This is a genomic window from Synergistota bacterium (genome assembly GCA_021159885.1).
Taxonomy (GTDB): Bacteria; Synergistota; GBS-1; order GBS-1; family GBS-1; genus AUK310.
In genome coordinates, this window is record JAGHDO010000087.1 from 23709 (window position 1) to 40688 (window position 16980).

The following is a 16980-nucleotide window of genomic DNA, read 5'->3' on the forward strand; positions in this document are numbered from 1 at the left end:
GATAATGAAAGCGGAGGTATTTGATCCTGATTCATTCCTCCGATGAGATAAACCTGGATAAGGTGAAAGGTTTTGGAGAAAACCTCTACGAAGGACTTCTTAAGATATCACCGGAGCTAATGTCCAATCTTAAGTTATATGCGGTTTCCCGTGTGCTTTTAAGGTTTTCTGGTAGAGGATATGTTATAGGTAATTTTAAAAGAGGTATACTGCTTAAGCTTGGCTCCGCTTTCGTTTCTATTCTATTTGTGCCTGAGCTTTCTCATCCTTTAAGCGTTGTGGCTAAGAGAGGAGGATTGGCCTTTCCAGTATTTCTCGGCATGAGGGCAAGACTAGAAAATAGAATTCTTTATCTTGGGGATAACCTAATACCATTGGATTCAGGTTTTATATGGAATCCCCGTGTGCCCTTTTTATCGAAAACCCATCTTTTGCAGGTTAGAGATGTTCTTTCCGATCTTCCTCCTCTTCATGAATCCTTGGAGATATGGTGTCGTGCGTGCGAAGAAAGCTTAAGGAAAGGAAGGGAAATTTCTTTCGTGGAGGAAGCGATCTCAATGCTGGGCTTTGGTGAAGGATCTACACCTTTGGCAGATGACATTATAGGAGGTATGGCACTGGGACTACTTTTAACAAGGGAAAGTAACACGTTATCTTTCTTGCGCAGAGAAATGCTAAGATTTCGAGATAAAACCGCTGAGTATTCCTTTAAAATGATACTCCTTCTTTCAACAGGCTTGGTACCATGGAGCTTAAGGACCTTTTTAATAGCTCCGTGTGAAAGAAAGCTAAGAAAAGTGCTTTCACTGGGTAGTAGCTCTGGCTTAGGAATGCTCCGCGGAATTAAAACGATTCTGTACGCCATAGAGTGATTAAAGGAGGTGGATGTGTTTGATTAGCAAAGTATGGGTGGAGAAAAACGCTTACTATGATTCAGTTACCCTTATGCAGGTTTCCTCAAAGCTTAGGGAAATAAAAGGCGTTGAGGAAGCCATGGTTGCTATGGGGACGCAGGCTAACGTTGAACAGCTTCAGAGAATAGGTTTTAACGTTAAAGAAGCGCCGAACGATCTGATTATCGCCATAAGAGCTCGGGATGAGAATATCTTTAAAATCGCAAGAAAAGCTGTAGATGAACTTCTTTTGAAAAAGGAAGAGAAAGAGGGAAAGGAAGCCCTGAAACCCGCGTCTATAGAAGCTGCCGATAGAATTCTGGGAGGAGAAGCAAATCTGATTCTTATATCCTTACCAGGCAAGTATGCCCATAGAGAAGCTCGCAAGGCACTGAGAATGGGAAAACACGTGTTTCTTTTCAGTGATAACGTTCCAATCGAAGAGGAAATTTCCTTGAAAAAGGAAGCTCTCAAGCGGGGTTTGTTGATGATGGGTCCAGATTGTGGAACGGCTATAATAAACGGGATTGCTCTTGCTTTCGCCAATAAAGTTCCTCGTGGGGGGATAGGGCTGGTAGCTGCATCGGGAACGGGTTTACAAGAAGTAACTACAATAATTGCTAAGCTTGGAGAAGGCATAACTCAGGCTATAGGAACTGGGGGAAGAGACCTTTCTTCAAAAGTCGGTGGTCTCATGATGATAGCTGGGCTAAGAGCTCTACAGAAAGATGAAGAGACAAAAGTAATCGTTCTAATATCTAAACCACCTGCTAAAGAAGTTGCCGAGAAAGTGCTATCCGAGGTTAGGAACTCTACGAAACCAACCGTAGTATGTTTCCTCGGGGGAGATTCTGAAATTGTTGAGAAGTACGGAGCTATACCCGCCACAACGCTTGAAGAAACCGCTCTTAAAGCAGTAGCACTCCTTAGGGGGAAAAGCTATGCTGGGCAAGCGCTTTCAGAAGAGGAAGAGAGGTTGGCTATTAAGGTAAGGGAGACGATTCCCGAGGCTCGAAAATACGTTCGTGGGCTTTATTCTGGAGGAACCCTATGTGATGAGACGATGCTTATACTCAGCAAAGCTATAAAGAAGCCTATATATTCTAACACTCCCCTTAAAGAGGAGTGGGCTCTTGAGGATCCATGGAAGAGTTTCGAGAACACGGTTCTTGACCTTGGAGACGATGTTTTTACGCAAGGTAGACCTCACCCAATGATAGATCCCAGGCTAAGACAGGAGAGGATTCTTGAAGAGGCATCTGATCCAGGAGTCGCGATTATATGCTTTGATGTAGTTTTAGGATATGGAGCGCATCCAGACATGGCTGGTGAGCTCGCTCCTTACATTAGGAGGGCGAGGGAGATTTCCAATAATGAGATGGTTTTCGTTGCCTCCGTCTGTGGCACAGAAGAAGATCCTCAAGTCTTAAGTGATCAGGTTAAGAAGCTTGAAGATGCAGGGGTCATTGTGCTTTCGTCTAATGCGAGATCTGCGAGATTCATAGCTAAGCTAATGGAGGGGAGGTGCTAATTTTATGGCTATAGAGGACATCTTTGGAAGGGAATTAAAAATTATAAACCTTGGTCTTGAGGGATTTGCAAAAGACCTGGAGAAGCAGGGAGTAAGCGTCATTCACGTTGATTGGAAGCCACCAGCACTTGGAAATGAGGATCTTATAGAGCTTTTAGACAGACTTGAGCCTTATAAGGACAAGATAAACGAGGCGAATGATAAAGCTATCAGGGCTTTGCTTGATGCTCAGCCCACCATTGTTGGTTTGAGGAAGGCGATCGAGGTAATTCCGGACATGGATGGGAGGACTTTTCTGCATGCAGGTCCTCCAGTTGAGTGGGATAGAATGTGTGGTCCTATGAAGGGGGCGATAATAGGGGGGCTTATATATGAGGGATTAGCCAAGGATAAGGATGAAGCGGAAAGAATAGCGTCTTCAGGGAAAATAAAGTTTTCTCCTTGCCATCACCACGATGCTGTTGGTCCCATGGCAGGTGTTATAACTCCCTCTATGCCTGTCTGGATAATAGAGGAAGAAAGTAGTGGGAAAAGAGCTTATTGTACCCTGAATGAAGGGTTGGGAAAGGTTTTAAGATATGGAGCTTTTTCGCCTGAAGTAATAGATAGATTGAAGTGGATGGAGAAAACATTGGCACCAGCACTCAATGAAGCTCTCAAGATTAGGGGAAGAATAAATCTTAAGACTTTAATAGCTCAGGCTCTTCAAATGGGAGATGAATGTCATAACAGGAATAAGGCTGGAACTTCGCTTTTTATAAGAGAGATAGCTCCTGCTCTTGTGAAGGCTGGGCTTGCTTCAGAAGTAGTTTCGAGCGTTTTAGATTTCATAAATTCTAATGATCATTTCTTCCTCAACCTTTCAATGCCTGCTTGTAAGTGTTCCTTAGAAGCGGCTTCGGGGATCAGATGGAGCACGCTCGTTATAGCAATGGCGCGCAATGGAACCGATTTTGGAATAAGGATTAGTTCTATGCCGGATAGGTGGTTTACCGCTCCAGCTCCAAAGGTAAAAGGACTGTATTTCCCTGGATACACGGATGAGGATGCCAATCCAGATATAGGAGATAGCGCTATTACGGAAACAGCTGGAATTGGTGGATTCGCGATGGCAGCCGCTCCGGCTATTGTCAGATTCGTGGGAGGAACCGTTAAGGATGCTTTTAACTTTACGCTTAGAATGTATGAGATAACCCTTGCTGAAAACACCTCCTATTTGATACCCAATCTGGATTTCAGAGGTACGCCCACGGGAATAGATCTTCTTAAGGTTGTGGAAAGGGGAATAACACCTAACATTAATACAGGAATAGCCCATAAGAATCCCGGAGTTGGGCAGGTAGGAGCCGGGTTAGTTGAGGCTCCAATGAAATGCTTTGAAGACGCCTTAAAGGCGTTTATAGAGGAACATATATCGAAGGAGGGATGAGATTATGAAAGTAAAGTTGTATGATCTAACCCAAACCACTGGTATACATACTCCACCTTGGCCCTCTTATGAGCCTCTTCAGGTGAAATATTTTAAGAGGTTGAGCTTTCATGGGGCTAATGGTCAGCTTATCACGACAAGCAATCACCTTGGAACTCACTTAGATGGACAGCTTCATTTCGTTCCGAATGGAAGAGATATTGCGAGTCTTACTCTCGATGAGCTTTTCGGGCCAGCGGTTATCGTTGATATAAGTGATGAGGTAGGAGAGTATGAGATCTATAGGCCTGAGCACTTTACTAAAAAGGTGGAAATAAGGGAAGGAGATATGCTCGTTATTCATACCGGTTTTCATCACTATGCGTGGGATCAGCCTGAAGCTGACGAGATAAAGTATTTCTATAAACATCCTGGACCTCATAAGGAGTTCGCTGACTGGGTGCTCGATATGAAGATAAAGATGATACTTGTGGATTGTGGTTCTGCGGATCATCCAATGAATACCATACTAAGAAAGTTTAAACCCGAGATAGCAGCCGAGGCGGAGAAAAAGTTAGGGCGTCCCTTAGATGAGATCTTTCCTCCAAGCATGTATCAGATGATGCATCTTTACCTCTTTCCCAAGGGGGTTCTTCACGTTGAAAATGTGGGAGGAGAGATAGATAAACTCCTTAATAAAAGAGTGATGCTTGGCGTTTTCCCGTGGAAGTTTGAGGGTGGAGAATCTGCTTTCTGCAGAGTTGTAGCCTTTGAGTTTGAGGAGTAAATTTAAATCGTCAGAGCTGAGAAAGAGGGCATCTTTCCCAACCTTTAAATATGCTGCTGTTATACTTGCTGCAGGGGAGTCAAAAAGGTTTGGTTCCCCGAAACAGTTATTAAAGCTTGGTGGAAAAAGCCTCCTTGAAATAGCCTTGGATCTTGTGGGGGGAGCTGATTTCTTCTCAAAAAGGATAGTTGTGCTTGGTGCTTATCTAATAGAGATACTAAAAAGTGTTCGCTTTCCTTTAGAGGTTCTGAAGGTATACAATCCTCACTATAAAAGGGGAATAGGTTCATCAGTCTCGCTTGCGGTTAGGTGTCTAAGAGGGTGTGATGCGGTTTTCTTTCTTCCCATTGATCAACCTCTTTTAACACAAAGGACGCTCTTTTTGATAAAAGAAGCCTTTGAAAGCGGGAGGTGGAGCATAGTGGCTCCTCAAAAAGGGGGGCTTCCTACCCTCTTCTCGATGAAGTGGAGGCGGGAGCTTATTCGCCTTGGAGGAGATGAAGGGGGACGAAGCATAATAAAAAAATATCCTCAAGAGGTTGGTAGAGTTGAAATTCCCTCGGGGGAGCTTTTCGATATAGATCGGCCCGAGGACTTGATCCTCCTTAGTAAGGGGAGATTTCAGCGATGATAAAAAAGGTGAAGATTGAGGACGCTATAGGACTGCCTTTAGCGCATGATTTAACGCAGATAATACCGGGTAAGTTTAAGGGACCGCGTTTTAGGGTAGGTCATGTTATATCTCCTGAAGATATAGACATCTTAAGAAGCATGGGAAGGGAATACATATATGTTATTGAATTATCGGACAATGAAGTTCATGAAAACGATGCTTCTCTTGCCTTAGCGCAGGCTATTATAGGTGATAACTTGAGAATAAGTGAGCCTGTGGAGGGAAAGGTTTCGATTTTCTCAGAGTGCTCTGGTCTGATAAAGATAAATAGAGAAGCCGTTAAAGAGATAAATATGCTTGGAGATTATGTTTTAAGCACAGTTCACGGAAATATTCCTGTTTGGAGCGGACAACTTATAGCCTCGGTAAAACTTATACCTCTTATAGGCAAACGAAAAGATCTTCATGAAGCTATTGAGATAGCACAAAGATTTAAACCTCTGATTCATTTAAAGCCCTATCTTTTAAAAAGAGCTTCGCTGATAATAACCGGTAAGGAAGTATACGAGGGGAGAATAAAAGACGCCTTTGAACCAACTCTGAGAAAAAAGCTTTTGAATTACGGCGTTGATGTAATAAATGTAGGGATATTCCCGGATGATCCCTCAAGAATAGCTGAAGCCATAGTTAGTTTCGCTCGCGATTCTGACATTCTGATATGTACAGGTGGTATGTCGGTTGATCCAGAGGATATGACTCCCACGGCTATCAAGCGTGCGGGGGTAAACGTGGAAAGATATGGTTTTCCTCTTCTACCAGGTGCTATGACTCTCTTAGGGTACCTTGATAAAAAACCTGTTATAGGAATTCCTGCGGCAGCTATATACTATGAGACAACCGCTTTTGATATAATTCTTCCTCGACTTCTCGCCGGAGAAAGGGTAACATTTGAAGATATAGCTGAGCTTGGTTATGGAGGCTTGTGCTGGCTCTGTGATATTTGTCATTTTCCTTGCTGTCCTTTTGGCAAAGCTTGACACCCCCTCGCTTTTGTGCTATTTTTAGCTTAGTGAGTAGCACAAAAGCGAGGTGAATCGCTTGAAATGGCTTAAAAAGAGTGGAATTTCATTTGATGAGCTATGGCATAAGGCAGTCGATTTTCATGGGCATGAGGGACCCTACCTGGTAGCGGGCTTAAGAATGGGTATGTATATACTTCGAGCTCTGTCTGCAAGAGGATACTCTGATTTAAAGCTCATTGTTGAGTCTCCAGCCTTTACTCCCTATACTTGTCTTTTAGATGGATTGCAGGTTTCAACTGGCTGCACGCTTGGCAAGGGGAACATCGTTCTTGTTCCATCTTCCTCGAAAGACATTAGAGTGCTGGCTATATGTGATAAGAAAAGGATTTTTCTGTCCCTTCCCTTCAAAATTCAGGAGAGGTTTAGGAAGTGGACCGATGAAACCTCCGTTGAGGAAGCTGCTAAAAGGGCGATGGAACTTGGGGAGGAGATTTTCAGCGTTGAAGCATGTTGAGCTTATTGATGTATCCGTTGCCTATGAGGGAGAGGGACGCCCTGCCATTTACGATATAAATCTCCTTATAGAAGAGGGAGATTTTGTTCTTGTTCATGGCCCTAATGGCGCTGGAAAAACAACTTTGCTTGAAACTATTAATGGTCTCCTTAAGCCTTTTAAGGGAAAGGTTATATATAAGGGATACGAGGTTAATGGAAACGCTCATGCCTTGCGGAGAAGAATGGGTTACGTTGTTCAGGATTTTCAATTCGATCCGCTAACCCCCTTTACTGTGGAAGATTTGATAATGATGGGATTAAACGCGAAATATGGTCCGCTGAGATATCCCTCTTACTCTGAAAGAATGAAAGTCTATGATGTTATGGACATGCTTGGTATCTTAGATCTTGCTCACAGGCCTGTGGGAAAGCTTTCCGGAGGACAGCAGCAAAAAGCTTTGCTGGCATACTCTCTTGTAAAAGATCCAGAGATTCTCCTTCTGGATGAGCCTTTGTCTCATCTTGATAAGAATGCGAGGAGAGAGACTATTAGGCTTATAGAAAGGTTAAATAGGGAGGGGAAGACTATAGTAATCGTTTCTCACATATATGGTGAAATCGATCTGAGTAAGATAAAGCCTGTAAAAATGGATTCTGGAAGGATTGTAGGAGATTAAGGAAGTGTCTGATATACTAAGGTTTGCTATAGTTGCATCCCTGCTTGCTGGAATTTCATGCTCTATATTGGGGGTTTTCGTTGTTAGGATGAAGCTTACCTCAGTTGGTTTTGCTACATCGCACGCTGCTTTTGCTGGTGCGGCAATTTCTCTGTTTTTCCAATCTAATCCTCTTACAGGGGCTCTTATCGCTTCTTTATTTATGGCACTTACGCTTGGCCCCCTGAGTGAGAAAGCTAAGTTGCATGCAGAAATTATTCTGGGAGTTTTATTTAATCTTTCGCTTGCTCTTGGTTTTATCTTTTTAAGCTTATCGCCCTCTTCTGCTTTCGATAGATCAATTCTTTCTCTCCTCTGGGGCAGTGTCCTGGGTATAACTCACGATGAGATTATAATTCTCGTGTGGATTTTAGGTATAATAGTGGGAGTGATTCTTCTCTTCTTTAAGGAATTTGAAGCACTGCTTATTTCACGAAGACTTGCGGAAGCGGCTGGAATCGATACCAAGCCTTTCTTTTATACGATTCTTTTTATGATAGCTATAGTGGTTGCTGTTTCTTTAAGACTTGTTGGTGGTTTTTTAATATACACGTTATTGGTGGTTCCTCCAGCGTCTGCTCTTCAATTCTGTAACAGAATTAGAACCCTTTTCTGGATGGCTCCTCTCTTTTCGATATTTGCCGTATTGGGAGGAGTTTTTCTCTCCTTTAAATTTGATTTCCCCCTTGGCTCTTCTATAGCTCTTTTATCAGCTGCTCTCTTTTTCGGATCGGTTTTGCTTTCTCCCAAGAGGTATAGGGTAATCCTAAGGAGGTGTATTAAATGAGGGGGAGAGTTTCATTAGCGGTTTTACTAATGCTCTTTTTGATCGTTTCAATAAGTGGTGTTTCTTATTCACAGGAGCGTGGAGAAAAGGCAATAGTTGCTACAACTACTACCGTGCTTGGTAGTGTGGTTAAGGATCTCCTTGGAGCGAAGGTTAAGGTTATAACGCTGGTTCCGCCAGGTTCCTGTCCTGCTCATTTCGATCTTAAGCCCAGTGACGTAGAGGCAATAAAAAAGGCGAGGGTAGTATTAGCTCATGGGTTTGAGCCATGGATAGAAAAGATATCTGCTAAGGTTATTAAGATCGGTGGTGGATGGAATACCGCAGAGCTTGCAAGGGAGCTTTATAGAAGGATTGCTGATGCTCTGAAACCTATACTGCCAGAGTATGCGGGAGAGATAGAAAGTAATTTATCTAAGGTGCTGAAAAAGCTTGATTCACTTGAAGAGTTGGTAAGTAAAGAGAGGAAAAGCTTGAGAGATATAAAAGCGATTGTTATGAAATGGCAAGCTCCTTTTGTCAAGTGGCTTGGAGTTTCCATACTTGCAACCTATCCTCCTCCAGAGAGAATGAGTGCTTCTCAGGTGGAAAGAATTATAGCTGTTGGAAGGGTCAAAAAGGTGATGTTAGTTATAGATAATTTGCAAAGCGGGATATCAATGGGAAGAAGAATCTCGGCGGAAGTAGGAGCGGTTCATGTGGTTTTGACCAACTTTCCGGAATCTCTCCCAGGCGTTAAAAACATAGTGGAGATGATAAAACACAATCTGAAACAGGTGCTAAATGGAGTGAAAGCATACAGACGCCAAGTTAGAAAAATAGCGAGGCTCAAGGCTGAGATAAGTGACCTTAGTGGCAGATTAAAGTTTTGGAAAGCGGTTTCAGCCGTGGCTCTCGGAATAGTTATAATAGAGAGCTTTATGCTTCTTAGAAGGCGCTGAGCTTGAGGTATAGATTGTCAGGGCACTCTTTCAGAGGGTTCTCGAAATTGATTATAGGTGATATAATAAGCATGTCTAAAAGCATACATATTGTCCTTGTCGGGTGAACGGGAAGACCGGTGAGAATCCGGCGCGGTTCCCGCCCACGGTAAGGGGGGACGAAAGGCCCGTTGTGCCACTGGAAGCGTGAGTGCTTCTGGGAAGGCGGGTTAAGTAGGTAGATCCCTGAGCCCGGAGACCGGCTCGGCGAGGTAAAGGGGCTCCTGCGGGAGGTGAAGGAGCAAAAGGTAAGGGGTCCGGCTCTCGTTCTTTTACAGGAGCCGGACCCCTATTCTTTGGGATCTTAAGGAGGATGGTACATCGTGCTTTTGAGAAAAATGGCTATGATGTGTGTCTTCTTTATTCTTCTTGCAGGGGCTCAAACTACGGAGGCGCAGGTCTTTGAGCTTGGCACGATGGAAGTTTATGGTTCCTATCTTGAAGATGAGCCTTCCTCATGTTCTGTGATATTTCCGGACCAGTATAAGGGTGAATTTAAGGATCTTGGTGATCTGCTTTCTGATATACCAGGCGTCAGAGTGACGAGGCTTGGTGGGCGAGGCGCTTATACCGTAATTTCTATAAGGGGAAGCACAGCAGGACAAGTAGCAGTTTATCTTAACGGAGTTTTGATGAATATGGGGGGAGAATATGCGGTGGATTTATCAACGATTCCATTAAACGCTGTTGAAAGAATAGAGGTCTATAGGGGAAGCGTTCCCGTCCGTTTTGGCATTGCTGGGATAGGAGGAGTGATAAACATCATAACGAAGAAGGATGCCAGATTTAATACTGCTAAAGCTGCGATTGGTTCTTTTAGAACATACCGACTTGAGATCTTAAGAAAACTAAGAAAAGGATTGCTTTCTCTTGATCTGGAAAGCAGCAAGGGAGACTATCCTTACCATAACGATAACGGTACCCCCTATACTTCGGATGACGATTATAACACGAGAAGGAAAAACAACGCTTATAGAATTTCAGATATAAGAATTTCTAAAGATGTAAATGGAAACAAGCTGTTTTTTGCCTATTTTGCTAAGCGCAGAGAGCTCCCTAATCCTGCTCCCGGGGATGATAGGGAAGATTGTATGTCTCACTCGAATCTTTCATTAAGCCGGTTTATAGGGGAAGTTTCGAGAGATTTCAGTTTTTCAGAGGAAACGGTTGGAGAAGCTTCGTTTTACTTTCTCCTTTCCCGTAAAGAGTTCTGGAACCCGAGAGGTGATCTTGGGTGGCCCAATCAAAAGCATAACTGGTACAATTCGGGAAAAATTGGCTTAAATTTTTCTCTAAATCGCGTTTTAGGAGAGAACTCGATGCTTGAGTTTCACTTTGAGACTTTTTTAGAGGAGCTGAAGCCAGGTGGAGATATAACCTCATCCGTATGGTCTCCCCTTAATAAGATCCATAGCTATTACAAGAAAGCGTCGATCTTATCTCTTGAGTATACGCTTTCATCTGGCAATTTACTATTGATACCTTGGATTAGATGGCTTAGCTCGAGTGAGAGCGGTGGGAAGCTTTCATCAAGCAGCGATCACCTTGGTTATGGCATGAGGCTGAAATACTCCTTAAGCGACAGATGGAGTTTGAAATCAACGTGGGGAAAATATGTGAGAGTCCCTGATTTTTACGAGAAATTTGGGGATGGAGCTTTTATCCTGCCTAATCCTTCTCTTGAAAATGAGAAAGGGAAAAATTTTGATTTTGGAGTAGAGTATAGAACTCCTCTCTTTTCTGGGTATCTAACCTATTTTAGAAGCGATGTGGATGACCTTATTGAGCTCGTGATGGCTAACCCCAGATACGCTTATTACAAAAATATAGGAAGAGCGGAAATAGAGGGGATTGAGCTTAGTTTTTCCAAGGCTTTTAAAAACGGGTGGATGTTCAGCGTGTCTTATACCTACATGAACGCGGTTAATAAGTCATCCGGGTATAGGGAAAATAAACCCTTGCCTAATAGACCCAAACATAGTTTAAGCGTGAGATTAAGTCGTGTTTCGGGAAGGTGGAACGCTTTTGTAGAAGGAAGATATGTGGGGGAGAATTACTTCGATACCGGAGGGTTGGTTAAATTTAGCGATTGGTGGAGCTTAGATTTGGGGTTCTCATATTTTATCTCTAAGGGAGAAAAAATAAGTTTCATTATAAAGAATATTACAGATAATCAGGTCCTCAAAGTTATACCAGCTTCTTCCTTCGGGCCAGAGAGAATGGCGGATTATCCGCCTGTCGGAAGGAGCTTTTACTTAAGCTATATAAAAAGCTTCTAAAGGAGGTGTTCCTTTAGCATGAAGAAGCAATTAGCGTCATTGGTGGTTTTAGTTCTGTTAGCGTTCACAGCATTATGGGGTTGCGGTACAGGAGGCGGTTCATGGATTCCGAGCAATCTTTTTGCTGTCGTTGTTGGCGTTGATGCAGGGTATACCTCGGCAAACGTTTCTACGGTGGATCTGAAAAGCGGGGATTTTACGGTTTCTTCAAGCATTCTTTCTGGTTTCTGTGGGGACACAATAGCAAAAACTCGCGGGAATTATGTTCTGCTTATAGAAAGACCCTCTTGGGGAACGGTTCCATCTCCCGTGCATCTTTATGAGGCTGGGTCGTGGGAAACTCCTCTTAAGGAGTATAACCTTGGCAAGAACGTTCACGATGTGGTTTTCTTGAACGATGAAGTTGCCTATGCGATACAATGGGGCGAATCATATGTTGAGAAGTTTAACCCCCTTACTGGTGATGATCTGGGTGAGATAGATTTGTCATCCTATGATACAGATGGTATCCCTGACATGGATAAGGGAGCTTATGTTAATGGAAAACTTTTCGTTACGCTTCAGAGGATGGATTCGGAAACCTACTCGTACGATATGGGTATGGTAGTTGCCATAGATACCAATAGCGATCAGGTATCGTGCTCAATAGAGCTTAGTGGGAAGAATCCTCAGGATATAGATTACTATGCTGGTAAGCTCTATGTTACAGAGCTTGGAAACTACTTTGACGCTTCTGATGATGTCATAGATGTGATAGATGTGAACTCCGCTGAGGTCAATGAGTTAATCAGCGCTCCTTTGGAAAATGAGGGTATGGATATATATGCCATTGAGATAATTTCTGATGGAAAAGGATACTTGCTGGGAGGCAAATGGGAAACGTCAGCCGTTTTTAAGGTTTATAAGCTGAATCTCGAAACCGGTGAAGTTGATCCTGATCCCATTTATAGTGGAGGATATATAACTTCGATAAAATATGATCCTGTATCTGGATATCTTCTCATACTTGATAGAGGAACAGGAGCGGGGGATGGAGGGCTTGTTATATACGATCCTGCCTCGGAGAGTATCGTCGATCAGATTCCGGAGGAAAATCTGGGCTATCCACCGTATTCTGCTGATATATCAGCCTTTGATTAATCTCCGAACGACCACTTCCTCACCGTTTTAAAATAGATTACCCTTTGGGTGGGGAGGAAAGCTCCTTGACCTTTCCTCCCCCCTGCCTTAAACTGTTTTGGGAGGACGTGAGAAGATTGGAGTGGTTTGAAAAGGGCGGTCCGTTAATGTATCCAATTTTTATTTGCTCTATACTTTCTTTAGCGATTTTCTTAGAACGCTTGTTTTATCTACTTAAAAGGCGTCAAATAATAGAGCGTTTTAGAAGAAAAATAGAGGGACTTTCCGGAGATATTAAGGAATTAAGGGAAATATTAATGGTTCTTGTTGAAGGGGAAGCAATGAGGCTTTCGAAAGGCCTTGGAGCGCTTTCTTTAATAGCGAGAGTAAGCACTCTCCTTGGACTTCTTGGTACCGTTTTGGGAATGGTGGAGGTTTTTAAAGAGGTTTCTGAAGGAAAGCTTGGTGATCCAGAGGCTCTCGCGGGAGGAATCTGGGTTGCTCTTATAACGACGGTATTTGGGCTATCAGTTGCCATTCCAGCTGTTTTCATGCATGGCTTTCTTTCTTCCTTAGTCTCTCGCAGAGAGGAAGAGCTTCTTAAAATAGGAGAGGAGGTCTTAATTGAAAAGGCAAAATCTGATAGGTAGAATTGCTATTCTACTTTTCGCTTTTTTGCTCTTTACAAAAATCGCCTTCACGTTTCCAATTGCTTTAAAAGACTCTCTTGGCAATGTGGTTAAATTAGAATCTCCTCCAAGAAGGATAATTTCCTTGGCTCCTTCTATTACGGAAACCTTATTTGCAATAGGTGCCGGTGATAGGGTTGTGGGTGTAACAACCTTCGATGATTACCCTCCAGAGGTGAAAAGGATCTTTAAAGTTGGGGGGTTCTCAAACCCTAATCTGGAAAGGATACTTTATCTTAAGCCAGATTTAGTTTTAGGAATTTCTAATATTCACGCGGAGATAGTAAAGCGCCTAAGAAAACTAAAGGTGCCTTGCTTTACTTTCAGGCTCTTCGATAAGCTTTCAAGACTCTATTATGAGATAAAGGTGCTTGGAAAGCTCGCTGGGAGGAAAAAAAGCGCGGAAAATCTTGTTGGAAGGATCAAGGAAAAGATATATCGATTGAGGGAAAAGGGAAGGCATCTTAGAAAGCACCCCAGGGTTTTCATGGCTATATGGGATAATCCTCTTGTTACAGTTGGTAGGGGAAGCTACATTCATGAGCTTATAGGAATAGCGGGAGGAAAGAGCATAACATCCTCCTTGCCGGCTCCCTTTCCTCTATATAGCATAGAAAATCTCGCTAAAGAATCACCAGATATAATAATTGTCGCTGGGGGTAAAGGTGGCATGAGCTTAAGTAAAGAAAGGCTTTTAAAGATGCTTAAGGGGAGAGGGATAAAAGCGGTTGAAAAAGACGATGTGTATGAAGTCGAGGCAAATTTGCTTTTCAGGTTATCACCGAGGATAGTGTATGGAATAAAGAATCTTTATAATATCTTTAAAAGATGGGCAGAAAGAGATTGAGTGGAAGAGAAAACGGCTTTCTGGATCTAACTCCACTAATAGATATAATCTTTCAACTCGTCATATTTCTCGTTCTGACAACTGCTTTTATTCCTTTTGCAATCAGGGTTGAGCTCCCCAAAGCAATTTCCTCCCCAATGAGGGAGAAAAAGCCAATCATAATTACGATAACGCGTGAGGGTAGTATTTTTCTTGGAAAAGAAAGAGTGTCTCTCCCAGATCTCATTCATAAGGTGAGGGTGAGGCGAGGAAAGATATACCTCATAAAGGGAGATAAGGGAGCTCAATACGGGCTGATCATATCTGTTCTTAATGCTCTAAAAAAGAACGGCGTGGGGAAGGTGGGCTTACTCGTTGAACCAGAGCGTTAAATTTTGCTTCTTTCTTGGTTTGTCTCTTCTATGTCATCTCATTATCCTGGGCTTTTTGCCACGCTTTGAGTTAGCACGATCTCCATCGGCGATATGGGTTAATGTAGTAGAGCTTCCAAGGCCTAAGAGCTTAAAAATCAATGGAGAGTTTAAGATGAAGGGAGAGGTGAGTAGAGGAAGCAATGCAGGAGAAAAGGTTCATTTGCCGCAGGTTCGAAGCTTGCATTTAGAGGGGAATATTCTAAAAAGTACTGTGGTAAGTTTAAAGCTCAAGATTAAGGTCAGGCAAAAGCGTCGTCATTTGTCGAAAGTAAGGAGAGCAAGCGCTGTGGAAAAGAAGAAGAAAAAAGGAGCTGACGCGAAAGCTGCTTCAAAGGGTGCGTCTTTGCTGGGCTCCGAAAAGAGAAAGGAGGAGGGTGGCAGCTTTGGTAAGCGTGAGGCAAGCTCGGCAGTATCGAGGTTGACTCCTCCAAAACCGCTTAAAATCACCAAGCCGAGATATCCCATAATTGCGAGAAAGATGAGATACGAGGGGGCAGTTGTACTCGATATCGAGGTTTTACCAGATGGGAGCGTAGGAAAGGTCAAGATTGTTGAGTCGTCGGGATATGAGGTTCTTGATAAGGCAGCGGTTAGAGAGGTTAAAAAGTGGAAGTTTATCCCTGCCGTTAGAAACGGAAAACCTGTAAGAAGCGTGGTGAGAGAGAGAATAGTCTTTAGGATAAGATGATAAAGAGGTGGAGCACTTATATTATCGGAGGAATCCTCCTGAGCTCGATACTCGCTTCGCTCTTTATGGGTGCAGTGAATCTAAAGCTTAAGGATATCGTTAACGGTTCCCCGATTTTCTGGGAAATCAGAGTGCCGCGAGTTATCAATGCTTTTTCAGTTGGTGCTGGACTCTCCATATCTGGAGCGGTTTTACAAGCTATATTTAGAAATCCTCTTGCTGATCCTTATCTTTTAGGTATATCATCGGGAGCGGCTGTTGGAGCTTCCGTAGGGATCCTGCTTGGACTGAGCTGGGGAGTCGGAGGTTGCTCATTTGTCGGGGCGCTACTTTCTCTCTTTTTTGTTTACAGGATAGCATTAAGGGAAGGATTCTTATCAACAGAGGGGCTTCTCCTTGCAGGGGTGGCGGTCAATGCCCTTTTATCTGCCGTTTTAGGATTCCTTTTATATCTCGTTGGAAGGAGTATTCATGGAGTTCTCTTCTGGTTGTGGGGGAACTTAAGTCTCTCTTCATGGGAAACTCTGCTTAAGGTTCTTCCGCTTATTATTCTTTCAACCCTGGTTATATTAAGATATTCTGATGAGCTAAATGTAATGCTCTGGGGAGATGAGCATGCGGTGCAGATGGGGGTTGATATCAGTAAAGTTAAAAAGATCGTTATAGTGTTTGCCTCACTTGCGACGGCCTCTTCCGTAGCATCAAGCGGAATAATAGGATTCGTTGGTTTAGTTATTCCTCACATGGTTAGGATATCTCTCGGTCCAGATCACAAGACTCTTCTTCCTGCCTCTGCTATCTTGGGAGGAGCTGTCTTGGTTCTCGCGGATCTCCTTGCACGGGAGCTAATATCTCCCGCAGAAATTCCAGTAGGTATAATAACGGCGCTTGGGGGAGCTCCCTTTTTCATTTTCCTTTTAAAAAAGCACTATGGAAGAGATACTCAGGGTTGAGGGAGTATTTGCAGGTTATGCTAAGAGAATAGTTTTAAAAGATATAAGCTTTACTCTAAGGAAAGGAGAGTTTTTGGCTCTGTTAGGACCCAATGGTGCTGGGAAGAGCACTGTCTTAAGGGTTCTATCTGGGGTGCTGCGTCCCATGGGTGGAAAAGTTTCTCTGGAGGGAAGAGATCTAATATCTATGGCGCCGAGGGAAAGAGCGAGATTAGTTGCCGTGGTTCCTCAGCGGATTGATTTTAACTTTCCCTTTTCGGTAGAAGAAGCAGTTGCGATGGGACGGTACCCCCATGGTGGAGAGGATATAGGAGAGATAGAGTGGGCAATTAAAAAGCTCGGTCTTGAGGAATTGCGGAAGAGAAAGCTACTTTCGCTCAGTGGAGGGGAATTTAAGAGGGTTATAATAGCTAAAGCTCTCGCTCAGAAGCCAAGGTTGCTTCTCCTTGATGAGCCACTTAGTCATCTTGATCTAAAGTATCAGCTCAAGCTTCTTGAGCTTTTAAAAGAGCTTCTTAAGGATGGAATGAGTATAATATCCGTTTTTCACGATATCAATATGGCTTTTAGGGGCCCCTCTATCGTTATGCTCCTTAAAAATGGGGAGATAAAGGCTTTGGGGCCTCCTCTTGAGGTTATGACTCCTGAGCTCGTGGAAGATATATATGAGGTTAAAGTAAAGAAATGCAACGCCTATGGAATTCCACACTTAGTATATTAAAAATAGAGGGGACTTCTCGCCTTTGCTGAGAAGTCCCCT

At 43.2% G+C, this 16980-nt stretch carries 18 protein-coding genes and 1 riboswitch; all 18 genes read left to right on the forward strand.

Annotated features, from left to right (window positions below; translation table 11 throughout):
- Window positions 1-20 precede the first annotated feature (20 nt).
- Window positions 21-872 (forward strand): DUF2877 domain-containing protein, encoded by an 852-nt coding sequence (locus J7M13_08675; GenBank protein MCD6364049.1) that lies wholly within the window; start codon window positions 21-23, stop codon window positions 870-872.
- A gap of 19 nt (window positions 873-891) precedes the next feature.
- Complete coding sequence (fdrA, locus tag J7M13_08680; GenBank protein ID MCD6364050.1) at window positions 892-2424, forward strand: acyl-CoA synthetase FdrA; 1533 nt, start codon at window positions 892-894, stop codon at window positions 2422-2424.
- A gap of 4 nt (window positions 2425-2428) precedes the next feature.
- The gene (locus tag J7M13_08685; GenBank protein MCD6364051.1) at window positions 2429-3853 is read left to right on the forward strand and encodes a DUF1116 domain-containing protein; all 1425 of its coding nucleotides are present in this window, start codon (window positions 2429-2431) and stop codon (window positions 3851-3853) included.
- 4 nt (window positions 3854-3857) lie between these two features.
- Window positions 3858-4619, forward strand: a complete 762-nt coding sequence (locus J7M13_08690) for a cyclase family protein (protein MCD6364052.1) — start codon at window positions 3858-3860, stop codon at window positions 4617-4619.
- Window positions 4603-5250: a nucleotidyltransferase family protein gene (locus J7M13_08695; GenBank protein MCD6364053.1), complete on the forward strand. Its 648-nt coding sequence runs from the start codon at window positions 4603-4605 to the stop codon at window positions 5248-5250. Before J7M13_08690 ends, J7M13_08695 begins: the two co-directional genes overlap by 17 nt.
- Window positions 5247-6269, forward strand: a complete 1023-nt coding sequence (locus tag J7M13_08700) for a molybdopterin-binding protein (protein ID MCD6364054.1) — start codon at window positions 5247-5249, stop codon at window positions 6267-6269. The genes J7M13_08695 and J7M13_08700 overlap by 4 nt, the downstream gene beginning before the upstream one ends.
- 61 nt (window positions 6270-6330) lie before the next feature.
- On the forward strand, window positions 6331-6768 hold the full coding sequence (locus J7M13_08705; GenBank protein MCD6364055.1) for a formylmethanofuran dehydrogenase subunit E family protein: 438 nt from the start codon (window positions 6331-6333) through the stop codon (window positions 6766-6768).
- Window positions 6755-7426, forward strand: a complete 672-nt coding sequence (locus J7M13_08710; GenBank protein ID MCD6364056.1) for an ATP-binding cassette domain-containing protein — start codon at window positions 6755-6757, stop codon at window positions 7424-7426. Before J7M13_08705 ends, J7M13_08710 begins: the two co-directional genes overlap by 14 nt.
- Before the next feature lie 4 nt (window positions 7427-7430).
- On the forward strand, window positions 7431-8252 hold the full coding sequence (locus tag J7M13_08715) for a metal ABC transporter permease (GenBank protein MCD6364057.1): 822 nt from the start codon (window positions 7431-7433) through the stop codon (window positions 8250-8252).
- On the forward strand, window positions 8249-9193 hold the full coding sequence (locus J7M13_08720) for a metal ABC transporter substrate-binding protein (protein MCD6364058.1): 945 nt from the start codon (window positions 8249-8251) through the stop codon (window positions 9191-9193). The genes J7M13_08715 and J7M13_08720 overlap by 4 nt, the downstream gene beginning before the upstream one ends.
- Before the next feature lie 73 nt (window positions 9194-9266).
- Window positions 9267-9455: riboswitch (cobalamin riboswitch) on the forward strand.
- Between the two features lie 100 nt (window positions 9456-9555).
- Window positions 9556-11511, forward strand: coding sequence for a TonB-dependent receptor (locus J7M13_08725; GenBank protein MCD6364059.1), 1956 nt, complete (start codon window positions 9556-9558; stop codon window positions 11509-11511).
- Window positions 11512-11529: 18 nt separating this feature from the next.
- Window positions 11530-12651 (forward strand): hypothetical protein, encoded by a 1122-nt coding sequence (locus tag J7M13_08730; GenBank protein MCD6364060.1) that lies wholly within the window; start codon window positions 11530-11532, stop codon window positions 12649-12651.
- Between the two features lie 107 nt (window positions 12652-12758).
- A complete protein-coding gene (locus J7M13_08735) occupies window positions 12759-13280 on the forward strand; it encodes a MotA/TolQ/ExbB proton channel family protein (protein MCD6364061.1) in 522 nt (173 codons plus the stop codon).
- A complete protein-coding gene (locus J7M13_08740; protein ID MCD6364062.1) occupies window positions 13255-14166 on the forward strand; it encodes an ABC transporter substrate-binding protein in 912 nt (303 codons plus the stop codon). Before J7M13_08735 ends, J7M13_08740 begins: the two co-directional genes overlap by 26 nt.
- Entirely contained in the window at window positions 14163-14537 is a 375-nt protein-coding gene (locus tag J7M13_08745; GenBank protein ID MCD6364063.1) for a biopolymer transporter ExbD, read from the forward strand. The genes J7M13_08740 and J7M13_08745 overlap by 4 nt, the downstream gene beginning before the upstream one ends.
- 154 nt (window positions 14538-14691) lie before the next feature.
- Window positions 14692-15267, forward strand: a complete 576-nt coding sequence (locus J7M13_08750) for an energy transducer TonB (GenBank protein ID MCD6364064.1) — start codon at window positions 14692-14694, stop codon at window positions 15265-15267.
- Window positions 15264-16220 carry an iron chelate uptake ABC transporter family permease subunit gene (locus J7M13_08755; protein ID MCD6364065.1) on the forward strand — a complete coding sequence of 319 codons (957 nt, stop codon included), beginning with the start codon at window positions 15264-15266 and terminating at the stop codon, window positions 16218-16220. The genes J7M13_08750 and J7M13_08755 overlap by 4 nt, the downstream gene beginning before the upstream one ends.
- Window positions 16198-16941 carry an ABC transporter ATP-binding protein gene (locus tag J7M13_08760; protein ID MCD6364066.1) on the forward strand — a complete coding sequence of 248 codons (744 nt, stop codon included), beginning with the start codon at window positions 16198-16200 and terminating at the stop codon, window positions 16939-16941. The genes J7M13_08755 and J7M13_08760 overlap by 23 nt, the downstream gene beginning before the upstream one ends.
- Window positions 16942-16980: the final 39 nt, after the last annotated feature.

Bases quoted from the DNA above. Each gene is read 5' to 3' on its own strand.
- J7M13_08685 (MCD6364051.1), top strand. From the start codon at position 2,429: ATGGCTATAGAGGACATCTTTGGAAGGGAATTAAAAATTATAAACCTT.
- J7M13_08690 (MCD6364052.1), top strand. From the start codon at position 3,858: ATGAAAGTAAAGTTGTATGATCTAACCCAAACCACTGGTATACATACT.
- J7M13_08700 (MCD6364054.1), top strand. From the start codon at position 5,247: ATGATAAAAAAGGTGAAGATTGAGGACGCTATAGGACTGCCTTTAGCG.
- J7M13_08720 (MCD6364058.1), top strand. From the start codon at position 8,249: ATGAGGGGGAGAGTTTCATTAGCGGTTTTACTAATGCTCTTTTTGATC.
- J7M13_08730 (MCD6364060.1), top strand. From the start codon at position 11,530: ATGAAGAAGCAATTAGCGTCATTGGTGGTTTTAGTTCTGTTAGCGTTC.
- J7M13_08750 (MCD6364064.1), top strand. From the start codon at position 14,692: ATGAAGGGAGAGGTGAGTAGAGGAAGCAATGCAGGAGAAAAGGTTCAT.
- J7M13_08755 (MCD6364065.1), top strand. From the start codon at position 15,264: ATGATAAAGAGGTGGAGCACTTATATTATCGGAGGAATCCTCCTGAGC.
- J7M13_08760 (MCD6364066.1), top strand. From the start codon at position 16,198: ATGGAAGAGATACTCAGGGTTGAGGGAGTATTTGCAGGTTATGCTAAG.